Source organism: Ruegeria sp. CE12 (assembly GCF_056537525.1).
Map to the genome: position 1 here is coordinate 66,949 of NZ_JBQFRS010000013.1, position 19,957 is coordinate 86,905.

Genomic DNA, 19,957 nt, shown 5'->3' on the forward strand with positions numbered 1-19,957 from the left:
AACTTTAGAAATGAAACGCGACAGCAGCATAGATGCCATTCTGATCCACATCATAGGCAAACTCCCCGCCCGTGCGGTCAGTGGAATAGTCAATTCCATAGAACTGATAGCCAAACCGCAGGGACGTGTTCTCCCAGCCTTTCCAGTCAAAACCAGCCAGAAGCAGGTATTGCAGGTCATCGCCGTTCACGCCGAAACCACTCAGTTCAGCGCGACTAGCGAAACTCCATTTCTCGTTGATTTCCATCGCATAGCGGAGTGCGATCATTGGCTCGAACCAGTCTTCCGTTCCGCCCAGCGTTACGCCGGGTCCGGGGCCTGCAATGTTGATCTCTTGTTTAAGTCGGTTCCACTGAACGCCAATTGCAGCGTCTGCCGCATAGCGTCGACCCGAAGCAAGGACCCCGTTTGCGAACCGGTAAGCCCCCTGAACGTTTACAAAGGTCTGCCGGACATCAACATCAACGCCTGCTCGCCCGCCCGGTAGAGTTCCGTCTTCACCAAGCCTTACATAGTAGAGCTCGGAAATGATCCCAAAGTCTCCGTTCCAACCCTCGTAGCGTACGGAGGCGGCACCTTGGAGAACATCGAGAACCTCGCTCAGGCTCAGGTCCAGATCGACGCTTGTACCATCAATTGTCGATGTACCCGTCGTGCTGAGCGGCAGGAACAGATAGGGCGTAATGGAGTGTCGCCACCCGCCTTCATCATCTTCTGAACGCGCAAGAGACTGAGCGTTCGCCGCATGGGATGCCGCAATAATCAACCAACCAACACAGACCAGATGGCGATAAATCAAAGATGTGTGTCGCATAAGGAAACCCGATCAGATTTAGGTAAAACCGGCGCGTGTTGAAGTCGCGCCGGTCAAGTCTGTTTTAGTTGTCACCCGGGTACGGGAACTCTTGGCCCAACACTTCTGACGCTTCTTCGTAGATCGGACGCAAGACGTCATCTACGTCGTCAACACCCCCGAGAGTGAACTCTGAAAATGTGAGAACCTCTTGCGGCACACCAGCTTTTTCTGAGAAATTGATCCGATCCTGCATGTCGGGTGCTTGCGCCGGAGCTGCCAATGGCGGTGCCCAAGTTCTTTCCTCGGTTGCGGCCATACGGATGGTTATGTCGTCCTTGGTGACGTTCCATACCATAAAGTCGTCTGCCAGACTGAGCGGGCCGTCATAGGTTGATCGAATACGCTGGTAGACCGAGTTGACCGTGTCGAAATCGTTAAAGAAATGATACGCGACGGCCATTCTTGGTTGGATGTCACTCATCACCTTTCCAAAGGCTTCAGGTGCTGTGTGGACTTGGGTTCCGACCAATAGTGCCGATTCAGGTGTAAACTTCATCTTGGTGACCAGTTCAGGTACGGCGATGAAACACTCGTGGATCGCGAGATCTGCATTCTTTGCGTATTCTTTGAACCATTTGTTCGGATAGGTGTCCGAGCTGAACACAAATTTCAGCCCATTCCACTCCAAAGCATAACTAACCGAGCCATCAATTGCGTGGATTGCTGGAAAGGACCGGATCGTTACACCATTGTTCTCGTAGACCACTTGGTTTTCACCTTTGTAGTCGAATTCGTTGATTTCCAAGCTGTATCCGCGAAAATCTGTATTACCTGCACGCGCGGCCAGATCCCAGGTCAACATCCGGCGCATATTTTCAAGCGCATAAGCTGTCCCTAACTCTTCCACAGGACCGCTTGGCCCCCAAACCCGCAACGGAACATTTCGACCCATCAACGCTCCGCCGATGAACAGGTCATGCAACGCGCCGAAATGGTCAGTATGCAGATGGCCGATGAAAACCTTGTCCAAATAATTGTACGGGATTTGCAGGGAAGAAATTCGCTCGGCCGATCCCGAACCAATGTCGAACAAGAACTTGTCTCCGTTGCCCAGTTCCACAAGGAAACACGCAGCAGCCTGAGCAGCCCGCGTTGTAGGCATTCCAGTTCCGCAGGCAATAACTCGCATCTCGTCTTCGGCGAGATCTTCGGTATTGGGGTAGTACACATCGCGCGGGCGATCACGCACCATCGTCGGAGAAACTTCTTCTGTTTCCTGCGCGTATGCTGCCGAGGGGGCAACTACATCAAATACCGCGTCGGTAATCGCTTGAGGGGAGACAGCCCAAGCGCCAAACATCACACCAATTGCGAAGTTCCTGCTAAGACTCCTGTAATTCAAATGTTGAGCCATGTGTCATCCTCCAGTCGCTTGGTGGTTTGGCAAGCTGGAACTGCGGATTTTTGCGCTCCGGCCCGCTGTTTTGGTTACAAGCCTGAGGCTTAGGGAACATACACGTAAGTGACTCACGGTGAATAACGGGGTGACTCACGCACTGATAATTGCAAAAATACGAATATGGTACGACATCCTGAAATCGTCTCGGACGGTGAGAAACGCGCTGCCTTAGGCAGGTTGCTTGCTGACGCTCATCTAGATGGATCCGATAGACTTCAGGCGTTCCTGACGTACATCGTCGAGGAAGAACTCGCTGGGCGCGGCGAGGAAATCCGCAGCAAGACTATCGCCCAAGATGTTTACGACCGCGATACCTCGGAGGGAACTGATCCGGAGAACATCGTTCGCGTCGATGCTCGGCGGCTTCGCCAGTTCTTGGAACTGCATTACGAAGGTATTGGAAAAGATGATCCGGTACGACTGTGTATCGATAGCGGTGGATATAGGCCGCGGTTCGAAGCCGTTTCAGGCACCGGTACAGTATCAATCTCGACTGAAGTCAAACGTTTTGGACTACCCATAGGCGCGTTCGCAATAGGGGCTTTCGTTGGCGCATTGGTCGCAGTCGGTCTTGCCCAAGATGGACAAGAAACTGCTTCTGCTGAAGTGAGCGGCTTGCCTGCAACTGATTCCAACGCGTACTTGCAGCGCGCTGCAATTTACGAAAAATCCCCGGCCGCGCTACAAGCGTTCAATTTGGCGCAACAAGCGCGAACAATGATCTTTCCGATCTTCGACCAACAACGCCAGTTATTGGTTCTCACCGTGTTCGAAGGCGTGATCGAAATCGACCCAGAGTATTTCGGTGGATATGCCGGTGCAGCGCAAGCACTCGCGTCCCTTGCGGTGATAACTCCACCGTCCGATGCCAAGACCGAATACGCTGATGCCGCCATGAAGATGGCAAACCAAGCGGTTAGCCTTGCTCCGGACCAAGCCTGGACTCAGTCCGCTAAAAGCTGGGCCTTTTTCGCCAATCGCAACTACGATGCAGCTTTGCAACTCGGTAGACGGGCCTCAAAACTTGATCCGAATGATGGAGCGGTTCTCGACTTTCTTGGCGCTGTGGCTTTGTTTTCCGGCGCATTCGAGGAGGCTATCGAGACCGCAGACAGGCTCACGTTGCTGGATCCCAGCAACCAGAGGTTTGCCAATCGAAACATTTCGGGCGCGACGCACTTTCATCTGGGTGAATATCAAACAACGGTAGAGCGCTTTGAAGAGGCTAAGCAACTTGGCGATCCGCTTAGCGCTCCTTCTCTGGCTTATGTGACGGCAGCGCTGTCAGCCATGGGGCAAAACCAAGCGGCCAAAGCCAAGCTGGCTGAACTTGAGCGTGCATGGCCGAACGCGCCAATAGACGCGATACTCAAAAGTATCCACAAAGACGTCGAGAACGCAGAAGCCGTATTACGCGAATTACGAAAACAAGGATGGGTAAGCTCTGTCCGATAGGGTGATTCACGACAGTGAGTTACAGTGCCAAGGTCATAGTTTTTCGCTTGTGGAAGTACTGAAGTCGAAACTCACTCCGCCTATCCGCCAGCAGCAGAAATTGTTCATGACTGTCCTGATAGCGCAGCCGGTTTGCAAGCGAGCCTGTATAGTGTCCGTTGTGAAGAGGCCCCGTAGTGCGATCACCTGTTAGAATGGTTGGTTTGTTCATTTGCGTCTTCTCATGAAAGGGAAGGTGGCGCATCGGGAAGCTCGGAAAACAAAAGGCCGCCCATGCGGCGGCCTCGGAATACGTTTGGTCATCCGGCCACCCTGTCAGGAGGCCAGCCACCAAGTCATTGCGATGATCGTAGTATTTTCCATGGAATACTGACTATCGTCTGTGAAATTACTGGTCAATCAATTGGTAGAGAGGGCTTGAGGCTGACCTCGGATGCGGTGCAGCACGTTCGCTTTGCGATGCAAGTACGGCCCAATGAGGACCTTCACCGCATAATATCTATGTTGCGGCGTGGCCCGCTAAACCGGACCTTCGCTGCATCAGTAACATCGGGGTACTTGCGAACTCACAAAACGCAGGACTTAGCAGGTATTCAAGTGTGACAACCGACTGTCAACTTTGGAAGGTCAGTAGTCAGAATTCACCACTTCTTTTGGTAGAAAATCGATGCAACCTTTAGCGCATCTCAGTGCGCCAACTACGTATTTCCACTGTTTCATTCAGCTATGGGCATAGTAAATGACTTGAAAAACAGTTTTGGACTTAGAATTGACATGAATTAGTCCAAAATTTCGATGACTTGAGTGGTGTTGAAGCCCATGTCAGCCCACCAAGCTGGCTGCAAACCAGAGAACCTCGAGCAACGAGCACATGATCAAAGTCACGAACTTCAGCAAACAATACAAAGGCTTCACGGCCGTGAAAGACCTTAGCTTTTCGGTTGAACCCGGCCAAATCCTAGGGCTGGTCGGTTCGAATGGTGCAGGCAAGACGACGACCCTACGTGCCTTGTGCGGGATTGTCCCTCCGACCTCGGGGCGCCTCTTGGTTGCGGGCCATGACATTGTACGCGAGCCAATCAAAGCCAAACGGAACATCGGCTATATTCCTGATGATCCGCGGCTTTTTGACACCATGACGGTCTGGGAACATCTGGCATTTACTGCGGCGGCTTACCAACTCGCTGATTTTGAGGAAACCGCCGAAGCGCTTCTTGTGTCCTTCGAGCTTACCCATAAGCGCGATACGCTCGTCCATAACTTGTCTCGCGGTATGCGCCAAAAGGTGGCGATCGCCTGTGCCTTTTTGCACGATCCCAAGGTGATCCTGTTCGATGAGCCTCTGACGGGGCTTGATCCGCAGGGGATCCGGGGCATCCAGCAGGCGATCCGAGAACGTGCGCGTTCTGGTGCCGCCATCATCATCAGCTCGCATCTTTTAAGTCTGTTCGAGAACTTGTGCACGCATATTATGGTGCTGAACCTTGGTGAGTGCCGCAGGTTTGGCACGATGAGCGACGTACTGAGCGAAGTCGGCGAGACCGACAGTAACTCGGCCCTAGAAGAGGCGTATTTCAGCATCACCCAAGACAAAGAAATGGCTGAAGTTTAAAATATGGATTCCGCGCTTTTTCGTCTTCTTTTGATGCGCCTGCGTGGCGGCATTCGCCTGCGTCTGATCCAATTGACAACTTTGCGCGGCCTGCTCTTTTCTGTTGCTTTTTGCGGGATCGTTTGGCTGCTGGTGATTGCAAACGGCTCATCTATGGAAACAGGGTTCTTGGCAGACGCCGCCTTGGATCGGCAAGCTTTAAACACGCAGATCAGCACTTACATGCCGATCGGAATGCTTGCGATGTCCCTGCTGACGGTCGCGCTGTCTGTCGGTCCTACGTTTCATTTTTCGCCGGCAGAGATCAATTTTCTTTTCACCGGGCCATTCCGTCGGCGCGACCTGATCATCTACAAATTCGGCGCCTACGTTGCCGGTGCCACATTAAGCTGTGCGCTCATCACCATCTTTGCGCAGGCGCAAACGGGGTCCGCACTGACTGCGTTTATCGCCTCGCTCCTGACGCTCGTCTTCGTTCAGTTGAACAGCGCCGTCATCGGCATGGCTGGGCAAGCACTGGAAGACAGCAGGTTTGCGCGGCTTCGATGGCCCGCAATTGCGCTGCTTTCCGCCGCTGCGACCGCCACCGCAGTCTACGCTTGGACAACGCCCGAGCGCAGCCTATTCGACTTGCTGTTCGAGTTTCGCCACTCGTGGATCGGCACCATTGTCCTGTCACCCTACATCGTGTTTGCCAAACTCTTCGTAGCGCCATCGCCATTTCCGCATCTGTTCTTTTGGGCCTCAATCGCGGTCCTCATCAACGCTGCACTATTGCATCTTGCAATCAAGCTCGACGCGCGCACGACCGATCGTGCTTTAAAGGAAAACGCCCGACAGAGCGACCGATGGGAGCGCATAAAGCAAGGAGGTTCGTTCTGGGCCACTGAACGGACCGAAATACCATCGATCCGTCGTGCGCCGATTGTAAGTGGTTTAGGGCCGATTATCTGGCGTCAGGCCCTCAACGTTGCTCGCAGTTCATTCAGGGTTGTCGCCGTGTTTGTTGGCATGGCTGCCTGCGTCGGGCCAGTCCTTTCTGCGGCTGGTATATCGGTCACGGACTCGCGGGCCGTGTTGTTTTTCTACATCTTTTTTGTGTTCATCCTGCCTCGAACACTGGTTTGCGACTTTCGCGGCGACCTGAGCCGGATGGAAGTCTACAAGACCTTGCCCATCCCACCATGGCGGATCTGCGCAGGTCAGCTCGTGACTCAGGTGGTTCTGGCCTGTGTCGTTGCTTTGACCATGATCGTCAGCATCGTCGTCTTTCAAGATGGACTCGGCATACCCGATGCACTGGTCCTTGCGGCTTTCGCAATCCCGTTGACCGTGCTTCTCTATACCGTTGAGAACACGATACATCTTTTGTTTCCGACAAAACTCCTCCCGATGGGACGAGCAGACTTCGAATTTCTTGGTCGTTCACTTGTCGAGTTCATTGCGAAGTCGATTGCCATTTTTGCCGCTGCGGCGGCTTCGGCTGCCGTGGGGCTATTCACATTCACAACGATAAGACCCTCTTGGGTTCTAATGGGGTTGGTCAGCTGGATCACATTGACCTTGTTCGGACTTTTAGCGTTGGTCGCGATGCAAATTGCGTTCCGTCGGTTCGCAGTGGCAGAAAACGTCGACTAAAGCGAAGATTGGTGACCGCCGGCCGAGGCCTTCAACCTACTTGAGGCCCCAGCCGTCGGAATGGCGGGTTTGGGCCTATTATCTGTAAACATGATGCGGACTCGTTGAAACTAGCTCTGTCAAGAATTGCAGTTCACCTAAGTTCCGTTCCTGGCGCACCATCGAATAGGCGTATCTAAAACCGCACTGCTGATGATTAAAGGTATGGGCCGACAACGCAGGCCACCGTGAATGGTAGTACCGGAAATACCTGCCAGCAGCGTAAGCGGACCAATATAGGTTAAGCGCCCCTGAAAAGGAGTTGGCACATTCACTATTCGGAAACCCCAAGTCGCCTTATCTTTTGGCGCAGGATTTCAGGTTTGAATGCCCACGCAAATATCAAGCACGCGAGAACAAAATTATTTCCGCGCGTAAAAATACTTGAATTGTTACATTTTAAGTTCAAGTATTCGAATGCGTGGCAAGTCTGTATTACCTCTGTTGCTCGCGCATTTGCCAGACCTGTCTGGTTAACCTCCTGGAGATGACGTGAGTGGCGTCGCCAGGAGGTTACTTTTTTGCTGAGACAATCTTCCACAGAAGCGCCTAATGAAGTTAGCTAGGTTGAAATGCCCCCTCTTGTGAGCGAAGTTCGTTTTGTCCGTTTGCCTGCTATTTGTTCCCTGGTTCTGAACGTCCGGAATGAGCGGTTCGCCACTTGTCGCACTCGCGAAAGACCGAAGCGTGATCAAAGGCGGCTTTGGGCTCGTTGCAGACATTCTAAGTCAACAAAAAAAGTCGACTTATGTCTGCGCTGAGCTCGGAGCAGACGTTCGAAGTGCCTTTTTCTGTGCCTTCAAAAGGGGAATGGCTAGGTTTCCCGACTACTCCTCGAATGAGCGTGAGATCGCGTCCATTGCAGCCCACCCCAACGCGATATTCTCCTTGTCTGCACTCACTGGAAGCGATGAGAATTTAACGATTACTGTCCGGGTTGTGGGGTTAATCCAAATGTGCTGACCGTTGACCCCGACGGCGAAGAACGAACCGTGGTCGTCCTTGGTCACATACCACTGATTTCGGTAGAAGCCGTCGGGCCAAGTCTTAGAGTAGATTGTCGGCTGCCAAGCCGCGTTGTCCCCGTTAAAGCGGATATCATCGATCCACCCAGACGGTATGATCTGTCGATCATTGAAGAAACCATCGTTCAGGACCATTTGCGAGAACCTGGCAAGGTCGCGCAAAGTCAGAACGAATCCACCGTTTGCGGCGGCGGCGCCCTTGTAGTCGACCGTGATTTGGCCATCGTGGTCGGCTCCGAGTTGCGACCAGATCGCGGTGCTCATGTAGTCCGCAAACCGCTGTCCCGAAGCTCTTTCGATTAACCAACCAAGAACGTCAGTGTTGATCGATGCATATTGGAACTGCTGACCGTGCGGTCGCGACGCGTCTTTTTCAATGGTCGTCGCAAAGGCATAGACCCCTTCCTCGGCCATGGGAGCATTTTCACCGCGCCAAGCTGTTGAGGCCTCGTGTGCGACAACCTCTGCCTCAGGGTCGGCGTAGTCCTCGCTGAAGACTATAGAGGTTGTCATATCAAGAACTTGCCGAACCGTCGCATCACCAAAACCTGGCGCGCCATCCATCTCCGGGATATAGTCCGTGACCATCGCTGTCGGGTTCAGTCGTCCGTCATTCACGAGTATCCCGGCCAGAGTGCCTGTAACGGACTTCGACACGGACATCAGAAGGTGCCTCGTGTCCGGAGTCATTCCATTGAAGTACTTTTCAAAGACGATATCGCCGTTGTGCAGAACGATGAAACCATCAGTATACGTCCGGACCAGCATGTCCGCGACTGTCATCGATTGACCGTCCAAGCCGTCAAACTGAAGCCCTGAGAGGTCTTGAGGCGCGAGATTGAGAGGCGCGGCCGGTCCTGAACCACGGCTGATATTTGCAACGTGCAGGAACTCACTGATATGCTGAAACGCCCAACGATTGTCCGGGCCCTTGTCCCAAGCAGAAATATCGATGGTACTTGTTGGAGGATTCCCTTGCATGATCCCCATCTCGGCCGCGGTCATCGGCCGTCCTTCGACAATGTTGTCTTGCGCAAACGCCGCACTGGCAAATGCTAAGGCGCAGAAATGGCATAGTGTTTTCATCGTTCCCTCCCCCAGTTCTTCAAATTTATAACGAGAACCCAAAACCACCAAATTGTACGAATGTGGCGGTCTGCTTTGTCCGCAGTCCTCTCATCGGCAAAGCGATAGGGAATGTCCGGTTTGCACGGTTCAGAACATTCTGCACGAGCGAAGCCTCAAAGTGCGGTGGATGTCTGGTAAGGGCTCTTGCCGCCAGTCCAAGTGCACTGCTGAAAATCGTCCATTCTGAGCCCAGAGTTGCCGTTGGTCACGCTTCGGGCTTATGCAAGTGCGGCGCGTCATGAACGCGTAAATCGGACATTGAGCGTAATTTGGTGAAAGGCAGGGGAGTGGGAAAGTTGTCGTTGCTGATTTTCGTTATTTGTGAAGGTATTGGCAACGACCATCAGAATTCAACTGAAAGCCAATAGTCTATGTATTCGATACCTACTTTGGAAACTGAGCGCGTCATATTGCGTGCGCCCACGATAGAGGACTGGCCAGAATACTCTGAGTTGATGGTGTCAGAACGCTCGATTTTCATGGGTGGTCCTTTTTCAATTGCTGCTTCCTGGGGATTGTTTTGTCACGACGTTGCGCAATGGGCACTGATGGGATTTGGCGCGCTGACGATCGAAGAACGTCGGTCGGGGCAGTGTTTAGGGCAAGTAGGAGTTAATTCCGGTCCTCTGTTTCCAGAGTATGAATTGGGCTGGCTTATCTATTCACACGCAGAGGGTAAAGGATTTGCCTACGAAGCTGCGCTGGAGTTGAAACGCTGGGCGTATCATGAAAGGAAACTTGAGACGCTGGTCAGTTATGTCGATCCACTTAATATTCGATCCCGTTCGCTTGCAGAAAGGCTCGGCGCTAAGTTGGACGCAGCAGCACCTCGTCAAGATCCGACGGATCTAGTTTATCGCCACACCTTTGAATAGGTCACTTGGGCTCAGGACTCATAGCCAGAACATGACGAGAGCTGCGATGGCGATTGTTGAGAGGAAGACTGTCGCGCACCTGTCGTACCGTGTTGCGCCGCACCGCCAATCCTTCAATCGACCGAACATGATCTCTTTGCGGTAGCGGCGTTTGTAACGCCGCATGTCATACCTCGCGGGTTTCTTGCGGTGCTTTCGACCTGGAATGCAGGGGCGTGTCTTTGTCGTTCAAAGCTTTCCTGAACCAATCGTCATCTGGCAAGCCGCTGAGCAAGACGCATGCACCGATGTAGTCGTTGACCTATCCGGCGCTCACAAAGAGGTTCGGTGGACGACCTCGGCTGTCGCAGATCGCATACAACTTTGTGTTCATGCCGCCCTTGGTTCAGCCGATCAGCCGCCTGCGCCCTCCTGTTTGACGTCAAAACTGGACGCTGTTCGATGAGCCTTCAGGTAAGTCGAATCAATCATCAGAGTTATTTCCTCGCCGTGATCGGCGGCCAGACCAGCCATCATCTCGCCAAAGCCAGGCATCTTACAACAAGAAACGTTTTGCTGAAAACCCACAACACCGATACTGTATACGCCAATCCAATCACAGCAAACCCAGCGCTCATGCATCCACAACCAAACAACGCATCATTTGCACCGCTTGTGCGGGCGAATTTGCGTTCGCGATCCGTGGAAGGGTTTTCTCAAGATCTTGAAAAGGTCTGCGGGCAGTTTGCCGTCGAGTCTGGGTCTGCCTCACGCGGGCGCATTGATGGAGACGTTTCCACATTACCAGTGTCACGATTTGAAACGGCAATTGTATCTCTAGACGCTCAAAGAGTTTTTCGGGACGAGCGCATGATACGGAAGGACCCCGGAGAGCACTTGTTCCTACTCATACAGGACAAGGGAAACTGTCGCATTCACCAGAACGATACGTCGGTTTTGTTGACCCCCGGCGACATGTATCTTGTTGATAGCGCAAAACGCTCCGAGTTTGTCTATGACGGGATGAACTCTCGCCAAATATCGATCCACCTGCCGCGTGATGAGATGCTGCACAGATTCGGGGCAATTTGCACCGGCGGGATTGGGGTGGACCACAATGATCCCTTGTTTGTGGCAATGCGCGCCGTTCTGGCCAAGATATTTGCGGAAGATAACGCAGTCACACTGCAGCTGGGTGAGGCGTTCTTGAGTTTGCTGGGGGCTTATTTCCGGTGTGTCAGCCATCAGGAAGATCAAAACGGACGAGAGGCTAACGCAGTTCTGTCACGTGCCTTGCAACTGATAGAGCGCAAAGCGACCGACCCTGCATTCGGGCCGCAAGCGTTGGCAGAAGCTCTGCAAGTATCCTCCCGGACCCTTCAGCGCCATTTTGGAACGATTGGTGAAACGGCGAGTAAGCGTATCTTGTCTGTGCGGCTTGAGACCGCAAAAGCCCGACTGAAGGAAGTGAACTCTGACGCCGGACGCGACACGATCGCCGTCGTGGCGTATGATTCCGGGTTCAACGACCTGTCGCATTTTTACAAGGTCTTTCGGGAACGATTTGGTGTCTCCCCGGGGGCTGCGCGAAAGAATATGTCGCCTTGACCCAAATCTTGTGGCGCAAAACCCCAAGACTCGACCGACCGGTCGGCTAAACTTTCTCTCTATGATTGATGGTCGTGTACGAGCATCGAGATTCAGGGAGGACGAGACATGATCGAATACGATCTGACCATCGATGGTCAGCCAATATCCACGGCAACCATGTTTGATGTGCTGAACCCATCGACGGGTGAAGTTGCAGGGCGGGCGCCCAATGCGACGACAGCCGAATTGGAGACGGCAGTTGCAGCTGCAAAAACAGCATTTGAAAGCTGGTCGGCCAGATCGGACGAAGAATTACAATCCGCCTGCGAGGCTGTGGCACAGAAGATCGGAGAGCATTCCGATGAGCTTGCCAAAATCATTACCGCCGAACAGGGAAAGCCGCTGAACGGTCTTGGATCGCGCTGGGAAATGGGTGGGGCAGGGGCCTGGGCCGGATATACTGCTGGCCTGTCTTTGCCGATGAAGGTTTTGCAGGACAGCAATGAAGGACGGGTCGAGTTACATCGCAAGCCACTTGGTGTTGTGGGATCGATCACACCTTGGAATTTCCCGGTGATGATTGCGATCTGGCACATCATGCCGGCATTGCGTACCGGCAATACTGTCGTCATTAAACCATCACCCCAGACGCCATTGTCAACATTGCGTCTTGTTCAGATTATGAACGAAGTTCTGCCTGCGGGCGTTGTGAATGTTATCACCAGCGATGACATGGGTGATAATATCGGTGGCGCGATGTCAGCCCATCCCGATATCCGTAAGATCGTTTTTACCGGGTCTTGCACCACCGGGCAAAAGGTCATGGCGTCGGCCGCCGAAACCATGAAACGCCTGACGCTCGAGCTGGGCGGCAATGATGCGGGCATCGTTCTGCCCGACGCCGACCCACATGCTATTGCCGAAGGTCTGTTCTGGGGTGGCTTCATTAACAACGGCCAGACCTGTGCCGCGATGAAGCGCCTCTATGTTCATGAAAGTATCCATGACGAGGTCTGCGACGCGCTTGTCGAATTTGCCCGCAATATCCCGGTGGGTGATGGCATGGACGACCATGCGATACTCGGCCCGATCCAGAACAAAATGCAGTTTGACAAGGTCAGCCGCCTGGTCGCCGACGCGAAACAGCGTGGCCGGGTGCTACTGGGTGGCGCACCGGGCGATGGGTTGTTCTTCCCTCCTACGATCATTGCGGGGCTGAAGAACGGCGACCCATTGGTTGATGAAGAACAGTTCGGCCCGGCGCTGCCGATCATCAAGTACTCGGACGTGGAAGATGCGATTGCCGCTGCGAATGACAGCCCGAATGGGCTGGGTGGCTCGGTCTGGTCGTCTGACACTGAGGCCGCCAAGGCAGTTGCCAGACGTATGGAATGCGGATCAGTCTGGATCAACAAGCATGGCGCCATTCAACCCAACGCCCCGTTCGGCGGGGTCAAATCATCTGGGATCGGCGTCGAATTCGCCGATGAAGGTTTGGCTGAATACACCGATATCCAAGTCGTATTCAGCTAAAGAAAGACAGGAGAGGAAAAGATGAAAATCAGGAATATCCTTGCCACAACTGCGCTGGGAGCCGTCTTCGCCGGTGGGGCTCTTGCGCATCCATTGGACGGGCTAACGCCCGACGAGCTTCAGCAGATCAACACGATCCTGAAAGACAGCGGCACCGTCACGGATGAGACGCTGTATCCGTTGATCGACCTGCATGAGCCGTCGAAGGTCGACGTTCTGGCGTGGAAAGAAGGGGATGCGCTGGATCGTAAAGCGATGGTGCAATACACAACCGACGAAGGCTTTAGCGAGGCGATCGTAAACATTACGCAAGGCACGGTCGAAGAGAACTTTGCCATCGAGGGCTCGGGCCAGCCGATGGTTCTGTTCGCCGAGTTTATCGGTGCGCTGGAAGGTGCTCTGGGCCACCCGGACATGATCGCGGGTTTGGAAGCACGTGGTTTAACAAATGAAGACGCGTTCTGTCTGCCTCTCACAGCGGGCAATTTCTTTACCCCCGAATTCGACGGTACACGTCTGATGAAGGTGCCTTGCTATCAAAACCCGACGGGTTCAAACTTCTACGCAAAGCCAATCGAGGGTCTGTTTGCAATCTACGACATCGGCAAGCAGGAAGTTGTTGAGGTCATCGACACTGGTGCGATCCCTTTGCCGCAAGATCCCTGGGGTTACACGCTGGAAGAGGTTGCCGAACGGGCCGAGCTGCGCCCTGAAACCAACAAGGTGCTGCTGACTCAGGAAAGTGGACCCAACTACACGCTGGACGGTAATCATCTGGAATGGGATATTTGGCGCATGAACCTGCGCGCGGAAAAGCGTGCTGGTCTGGTTGTCTCAAACATCGATGTGAACGATCAGGGCAAGTGGCGTTCGGTCATTTATCAGACGCATTTGTCCGAAGTGTTCGTCCCCTATATGGACCCGACTGACGGCTGGTACTGGCGGACCTATATGGACAGTGGCGAATACGGGTTCGGCCTGTTCCTGACACCGCTTCGCGCAGGCGTTGACTGCCCGGCATATGCGACCTTCCTGCCCGCTGTGATCGCGGATGACGCCGGTATGCCGCTGGAAATTCCGGATGCGATCTGCATTTTTGAGCGTAACATTGGCGATCCTGCATGGCGTCACTTCGAGATCTTCGCTCAGACGCCCGAAAACTTTGTCCCGACCGAAGGTCGTTCGGAAACCGAACTGGTTGTACGGACGGCATCGGAAGTCGGGAACTACGACTACTTGATCGACTACCGTTTCAAGCAGGACGGTCAGATGTTCATCAAGATCGGCGCAACCGGTCTGGACGCAGTCAAAGGTGTGGTTTCGACCTCGATGAACGACGCGACAGCTGCGGAAGACACGAAATACGGCACGTTGATTGCACCACATCTGGTTGCGGCCAACCACGACCACTATTTCAACTTCCGGATCGACTTTGACATCGACCAGCCCGTCAACCACATGGGTCTGATGGAAATTGTTCCGGCCGAAGTGCCCGCGGACAGCCCGCGTAAGTCGATGTGGACATGGCAGCACGTAATGCCGGACAGCGAACTGGATGCACGCTATCGCTTTAGTGCATCCAAACCCCGTCACGTCCATATCTCAAACCCGCAAGCGGAAGGGTATCTGGGCCATACCCCTGGCTGGATGATCCACCATGGCTCGATTGCCTATGGCCCGTTTGACTTTGAGAACGACCCGCCTTTCAAGCGAAATGCCTATATCGAGTATTCCTCGTGGACGACAGTGTACGATCGCGATCAGCGCTATGCGGGTGGTAAATACGCGATGCAAAGTGACGGTTCGGACACGCTGGCGGAATGGGTAAAAGAGGACAAACCCCTCATGCACCAGGACATCGTCTCGTGGTTTACTGCAGGGTTCCACCACATCCCGCGAATGGAAGACTGGCCGGTCATGTCGACCGAGTGGAAGACGGTTCACATCATGCCGTTCAACTTCTTCGCTCACAACCCAGCGCTGACGATCCGCGAATGATTATGGGCAAATGAAACAAGGGAAGGGCGGCCTATTGCAGGCCACCCTTCGTTTGTGTGTGATCTTATCGATATCGATTTTTTAAAGTTTGGTAGGTCCGTCCGCTCGACTTTGCAAAGTCAGCTTTCTGCGCATTGTCGTCATTGAAATTGATCGCAGCGAAGCTGAAGCGTCCAGCCCCGAATGCCGGATCCAGTGCGATCAGACCTCATGTGCCAAGGCGGTACCTGGTAGCTTGATAACAAGCCAATTGAGATGACAACCGCCCGCCGAATTCCCCAATTTTGGCAAAACTTTCGTTATCGGCCGACAAAAGTTGTGCTTCAAGTCGGACAAGTTCCGATTCAAACCGGACGGCATAAATACGTGGAAAGTGGCTGGGGTGCCAGGATTTAAAGTTCTATAAAAATTGTTTTAAAACAAATGTATAATAGGGGTAAGCTCGAGATGTGTTGCGGGATTGGTTGCTTCGCAACTTCTGGTAAGTCACTTGGTGATCGAAGATACGACAGGTACCTACATATCTGCAAAACCCACTGAAGAGCTTAACATGCTTAGATTTCCAAAGAGCTTTCTCGAGTTTTTTATACGCAGTCTGAAGGCAGTACCCTACCTAGCGGTGGTGTTCGGACCAGTGTTTGCACTGATCGGTTTATGGGAAAGTCAGTCGACCAAGCAGTTCTTAAGTGAATCTAAAGACGTGCAAGCGATCGTTCTTCGGATCGACGAGCAGGTCGGTGAGAAAGGTCGTGTTTACAGGCCCACCTTTGAGGTTACGGACGAGGGTCAGAAAGTTGAGTATACGGGTAACTTGTGGACGTCGCCGAAGCCTCACAACACAGGTGACATTGTTCGGGCAAAGTTTCAACGCAGCTCTGGAAAAATAATGAGTGAGCGAATGATCCAGAGTTCCAAAAACTTGAGCGAAAGCCTCCTCAATTTAGGTGTTTTCTCATTTATTCTAGGCATTTGTTACTTCGCTTGGAGATGGTGGTTGACCAGAACTCGCGCAAAGGAAACTGAAGGCTGATGTGGGGGCGCAACCGATTGATGCATGAGGCAGATCGTTGGGCTGAGAATCTGACACAAATTCGTTGTTTGTGTTTAAACGTGCGGGGTGAACAATGCTATAGCTGTTCTCTTCGCGCGTCATGTTGTGCGAGTCACTGTAAGGTTGACAAGTTGGAAACCGCGAACCGCAGCATATTAAAAGTGCCCGCATAACGTTGCGGAATCTCGCAACATTTCTTATTCACAAAACCGGCAAGTTTCATGGGAAATGGCTGTGCACGCAGTCTGGTGCTATCCGCTCTCGAGCTGACATTTCCCTGATTACAGGGAGTTTGCAGGGAAATTCTGTCGATTACATGTCTTCGTACTGATCTGCCCGCGTCAATGGCCCAGAAATTCAGCTACTTAGCCTAGAATTCCCTACATTCAGAAGCAGGGAATTACTAGCGTCTTTGCAGGGAAACTTCGGCGGTAAACAGAGACGGACAAAATTCAAGGAACGCGTGCGGCATGCGCGATATTCCTCGCGGTAGCTGCGAGTATTTCGTCTCGTAACGCTAAAGTTCTATGATTTCTGCAGAACCAAGATGCCGAGTTTTGGCGAACTCATGCAGCGTGGGCGATACATATTGATAAGCGCCATTATGTTAAGTTTTGACACCTTAACTGGATTTTGTGCAAGGCAATGAGATGAGTAGTTCTTTGAAGAAAGCTGATATGTTAATACTAATTAATCGGATTGGATCTATTTCAACGAATTGGGTAAGATATGCCAGAAAGCAATGGGACTAAATTTCAGCAACCCACAGTAGATTTTCTATTGATCGAAGCTCAGCTAATTTCTAACAAGATTGAGGCGACGGTTGATAGACTTTGGCGGTTAAGAAATATCTGTTTGACTTTTTGGTTGGCCTGCGTGGCCGTAGCACTCGGCGACAAAGTTGAAACTCGATCGCTTGCGTTAATAATGGCATCGTGCGCAATCCCAGTGTTCTTCTTTTTTATCGATGCTCGCTACAATCGTTGGTATAGAAGGCTCGCTTCTAGGGACCATGCCATTTCTAGCTTCATAAACGACCAATCTACAGAGAATTTGGAGATGAGATTCCCTCTCTATGATCCTGGTTACTTTATTATGGATACTAAAGAGTGTGCGTATCGAGATGGTCAAGAATCAAAATGGCGTTTCTCTCTACTGCGAAATTTGATCGACCCGACACCGCTTGTGTTTTTTGGGATGCAAATAGCAGGTTCGATTGTGATTCTTGTCGAGTATTTTTGAGCCTCAAAAACTTGCCTGCCTTAGGGTCAGGACTAATAGCCAGTAAATGACGATTGCCGCCAGCGCGATGGCTGACAGGAAGACCTTTGGGCATCTGTCGTAACGGGTCGCGACCCGCCGCCAATCCCTCAACCTGCCGAACATGATTTCGATCCGGTTGCGCCGTTTGTAGCGACGTTTGTCGTACTTCACCGGTTTCTTCCGCTGTTTTCGACCGGGGATGCAGGCGCGTATCCCTTTGGTTTTCAACGCTTCTCCGAACCAATCGGCGTCGTAACCACGATCTCCGAGCAGCCAATCTACTTTTGGCAGGCCGCCAACGAGAGCCCGTGCGCCGATGTAATCGCTGACCTGACCGGCTGTCACAAAGAGGTTCAGTGGGCGCCCTTGGCTGTCGCAGATGGCGTGCAGCTTTGTGTTCATGCCGCCTTTGGTGCGCCCGATCAGACGACCACGACCCCCTTTTTCACGCCCAGACTGGACGCCGTGCGATGAGCCTTCAGGTAGGTGGCGTCGATCATCACAGTTTTCATCTCGCCGTGATCAGCCGCCAATCCCCTCATCATCTCGGCGAAGATGCCCTTATCGCTCCACCGCTTCCAACGATTGTAGAGCGTCTTGTGCGGCCCGTATGCCGCTGGGGCGTCGCGCCACCTTAGGCCATTGCGATTGATGAAGATAATACCGCTCAACACGCGCCGATCATCAACGCGAGGTTTGCCGTGCGACTTTGGGAAAAAGGGCTCAAGACGTGCCATTTGCGCGTGCGTTAGCCAGAAAAGATCAGACATGTTCACCACTCGTTTCCGAACCGTGAAGCACGCGGCCAAGCGGAAATCAATGGGTCCTGAGCCTAGTCTTTGGTTAGATCTCTATTCGTGTTTGGTTCGCAAGGCGCCAGCCTCATCGTGTCGCAGACTTTCTGTAATTCGTCACCGCCAGTAGGGCTTTCGGATCTACAGCGAACTAATTTCTTTTCAACACAAACGTATTCGTAATCAATTCTAAGTTGAGAAATGGTATCGTCATCATATGTGACCTGAACTGCTCGACTAGTTTGTATTGCGAGTCGAGCGGTTGCAGCCATATGATGGTTGTTTGTTAAAAAGAATTTGCTCCCAACTCGAATTTGCCAAAATGTTTTTTCGGGATCCCCAGATCCCGCGTCAGAGGATTCGTAAATATTCACAAAATCAGTCAGTATTGTCATCTGATAAAGTCTCCCGAGTTTTGAAATTCGTACGGCCGAGCACTGAGATTGGTAATTTATTATTGCCGATTGTGCTTTTAAGGAAGCTGCTAGCCGTGCGGTCGAAATAGCCTTTTTGAAAGGTTAGCAAGTTACATGATAAACAATTGTCCAATTTTGTGCAACTTGTGTCAGTTTTTTTGCATTCAGTTTACTATGGCCTAGGTCATGTTGACAAATGGCGGAGCCACAGGCGGATCGACGTTAAATCGATGAAGCCCAGAAAACTCTCTGCGGTTTTGTCGTAGCGGGTCGCCACACGGAGGGCATACTTGACCTTGTTGAAGCAACGCTCGACCAGGTTGCGCAGGCGATAGAGCGAGCGGCCCACACCGATCCGCTTTTTGCGGGTTTTGCGCATTGGGATTATCGGCAGCACGTCCCGCGGCTCCATTGATTTCCCGATACCGTCGGCGTCGTAGCCCCGGTCGGCTAGCAACATGCGCGGCTGGGGAAGGTTGTTCGCCATGACCAGATCGAATCCAACATAATCTGATGTCTGCCCCGGAGTGATCTCCATCCTTACGGGCAACCCGTGCGCGTTGACGAGGAGGTGGATCTTGGTTGTGAAACCACCGCGAGAACGGCCGAAACCCTGTCGCGGAGTCCTCCTTTAGCGCCCGCTGCCTGATGGTGGGCACGAACCACGGTGCTGTCGATCATTTGGACCGCATGCGGCACCGCCCCGATTGCGGTTATCGCCTCAATGATCTCCTCCCATAGCCCTGCCAGTGTCCAACCCCGGAACTGGCGGTAGACACTTGAACGCTTGCCGAACTTTTCCGGCAAATTTCGCCATGGCGCGCCCGTCCGCGCAATCCAGAATATTCCATGAAGAACAAGGCGATGGTCGGTAGGTTTACGTCCGTTCGGGGCGCGGGCAGCCAGAATGAGACGCTCAAAGAACGCCCACTCCTCGTCCGACATAAGGCCTCGTGCCAAGCTGGCCTCCATTGCAGATTTCAGCTTGAATCATGCCCGGCAAACGGTGTGAACCCATGTTGTCCACACGACCTAGTTGAGGCAGATTTGATTGAAGAACAATACATGTGACAGATTTTTCTTGGCATACTAGTGTCGCAGGCCGGATCACAGTTCTGGCGTGGATCAAACCAAGTCTACAACGACCTGTTCAATCGGTGTGGTTCAGTTTCAGACGAGAACCTGAACTGCCAGCAAATATCAGATATCGACTGTGCCTGAATTCCCTCCTAACCTGAGTGAGCCGTAGATGTGCCTATAGTCGACCCGAACACAAATGCAGCGTGGTTTGGCCAACCCAACTCGT

General features: G+C 52.7%; 15 protein-coding genes and 1 pseudogene. 9 read left to right on the top strand and 7 right to left on the bottom strand.

The annotated features are described in order from the left end of the window. Positions 1 to 4: 4 nt before the first annotated feature. Positions 5 to 814 (bottom strand): hypothetical protein, encoded by an 810-nt coding sequence (locus ACR0IO_RS20960; protein ID WP_480744413.1) that lies wholly within the window; start codon positions 812 to 814, stop codon positions 5 to 7. A 64-nt stretch (positions 815 to 878) separates the two neighbouring features. After that, entirely contained in the window at positions 879 to 2,210 is a 1,332-nt protein-coding gene (gntH, locus tag ACR0IO_RS20965) for a guanitoxin biosynthesis MBL fold metallo-hydrolase GntH (protein ID WP_480744415.1), read from the bottom strand. A gap of 165 nt (positions 2,211 to 2,375) precedes the next feature. Here gntH and ACR0IO_RS20970 point away from each other — a divergent pair, with 165 nt between their 5' ends. Next, complete coding sequence (locus tag ACR0IO_RS20970; protein WP_480744417.1) at positions 2,376 to 3,710, top strand: tetratricopeptide repeat protein; 1,335 nt, start codon at positions 2,376 to 2,378, stop codon at positions 3,708 to 3,710. Between the two features lie 19 nt (positions 3,711 to 3,729). Here the strand turns inward: ACR0IO_RS20970 and ACR0IO_RS20975 are convergent, their stop codons facing one another. Next, positions 3,730 to 3,954, bottom strand: a complete 225-nt coding sequence (locus tag ACR0IO_RS20975) for a hypothetical protein (RefSeq protein WP_480744419.1) — start codon at positions 3,952 to 3,954, stop codon at positions 3,730 to 3,732. Between the two features lie 627 nt (positions 3,955 to 4,581). Here ACR0IO_RS20975 and ACR0IO_RS20980 point away from each other — a divergent pair. Beyond that, on the top strand, positions 4,582 to 5,322 hold the full coding sequence (locus tag ACR0IO_RS20980; RefSeq protein WP_480744421.1) for an ABC transporter ATP-binding protein: 741 nt from the start codon (positions 4,582 to 4,584) through the stop codon (positions 5,320 to 5,322). 3 nt (positions 5,323 to 5,325) lie between these two features. Continuing rightward, positions 5,326 to 6,960, top strand: a complete 1,635-nt coding sequence (locus ACR0IO_RS20985) for a putative ABC exporter domain-containing protein (RefSeq protein ID WP_480744424.1) — start codon at positions 5,326 to 5,328, stop codon at positions 6,958 to 6,960. 866 nt (positions 6,961 to 7,826) lie between these two features. Here ACR0IO_RS20985 and ACR0IO_RS20990 read toward each other — a convergent pair. Next, the gene (locus ACR0IO_RS20990) at positions 7,827 to 9,110 is read right to left on the bottom strand and encodes a serine hydrolase domain-containing protein (RefSeq protein ID WP_480744426.1); all 1,284 of its coding nucleotides are present in this window, start codon (positions 9,108 to 9,110) and stop codon (positions 7,827 to 7,829) included. Between the two features lie 431 nt (positions 9,111 to 9,541). Between ACR0IO_RS20990 and ACR0IO_RS20995 the strand changes: the two genes are divergently transcribed. Further along, on the top strand, positions 9,542 to 10,027 hold the full coding sequence (locus ACR0IO_RS20995; RefSeq protein ID WP_480744428.1) for a GNAT family N-acetyltransferase: 486 nt from the start codon (positions 9,542 to 9,544) through the stop codon (positions 10,025 to 10,027). An 18-nt stretch (positions 10,028 to 10,045) separates the two neighbouring features. On the opposite strand, the pseudogene ACR0IO_RS21000 reads toward ACR0IO_RS20995, so the two are convergent. Continuing rightward, positions 10,046 to 10,552: pseudogene (locus ACR0IO_RS21000) on the bottom strand (transposase family protein); the annotation flags it as partial. Positions 10,553 to 10,642: 90 nt separating this feature from the next. On the opposite strand from ACR0IO_RS21000, the gene ACR0IO_RS21005 reads away from it, so the two are divergent. From ACR0IO_RS21005 to ACR0IO_RS21025, 5 genes are all read left to right on the top strand, one after another. After that, positions 10,643 to 11,614: a helix-turn-helix domain-containing protein gene (locus tag ACR0IO_RS21005; protein WP_480744431.1), complete on the top strand. Its 972-nt coding sequence runs from the start codon at positions 10,643 to 10,645 to the stop codon at positions 11,612 to 11,614. 108 nt (positions 11,615 to 11,722) lie between these two features. Beyond that, positions 11,723 to 13,129 carry an aldehyde dehydrogenase family protein gene (locus ACR0IO_RS21010; protein ID WP_480744434.1) on the top strand — a complete coding sequence of 469 codons (1,407 nt, stop codon included), beginning with the start codon at positions 11,723 to 11,725 and terminating at the stop codon, positions 13,127 to 13,129. Between the two features lie 21 nt (positions 13,130 to 13,150). Then, positions 13,151 to 15,127, top strand: a complete 1,977-nt coding sequence (locus tag ACR0IO_RS21015; protein ID WP_480744436.1) for a copper amine oxidase — start codon at positions 13,151 to 13,153, stop codon at positions 15,125 to 15,127. Positions 15,128 to 15,620: 493 nt separating this feature from the next. Next, a complete protein-coding gene (locus tag ACR0IO_RS21020; protein ID WP_480744439.1) occupies positions 15,621 to 16,157 on the top strand; it encodes a hypothetical protein in 537 nt (178 codons plus the stop codon). A 750-nt stretch (positions 16,158 to 16,907) separates the two neighbouring features. Next, the gene (locus ACR0IO_RS21025) at positions 16,908 to 17,420 is read left to right on the top strand and encodes a hypothetical protein (protein ID WP_480744441.1); all 513 of its coding nucleotides are present in this window, start codon (positions 16,908 to 16,910) and stop codon (positions 17,418 to 17,420) included. A gap of 3 nt (positions 17,421 to 17,423) precedes the next feature. On the opposite strand, the gene ACR0IO_RS21030 is transcribed toward ACR0IO_RS21025, so the two are convergent. Both ACR0IO_RS21030 and ACR0IO_RS21035 read right to left on the bottom strand, forming a co-directional pair. Next, a protein-coding gene (locus ACR0IO_RS21030) for an IS5 family transposase (RefSeq protein ID WP_480744444.1) occupies positions 17,424 to 18,211 on the bottom strand; the annotation gives its coding sequence in 2 pieces (ribosomal slippage) (positions 17,424 to 17,890 and positions 17,890 to 18,211; 789 coding nt in all). A 624-nt stretch (positions 18,212 to 18,835) separates the two neighbouring features. Further along, positions 18,836 to 19,623 (bottom strand): IS5 family transposase gene (locus tag ACR0IO_RS21035; RefSeq protein ID WP_480744446.1). Its coding sequence is split into 2 segments (ribosomal slippage): positions 18,836 to 19,275 and positions 19,275 to 19,623, totalling 789 coding nucleotides; the frame shifts between segments, so codons are not numbered across the junction. Positions 19,624 to 19,957: the final 334 nt, after the last annotated feature.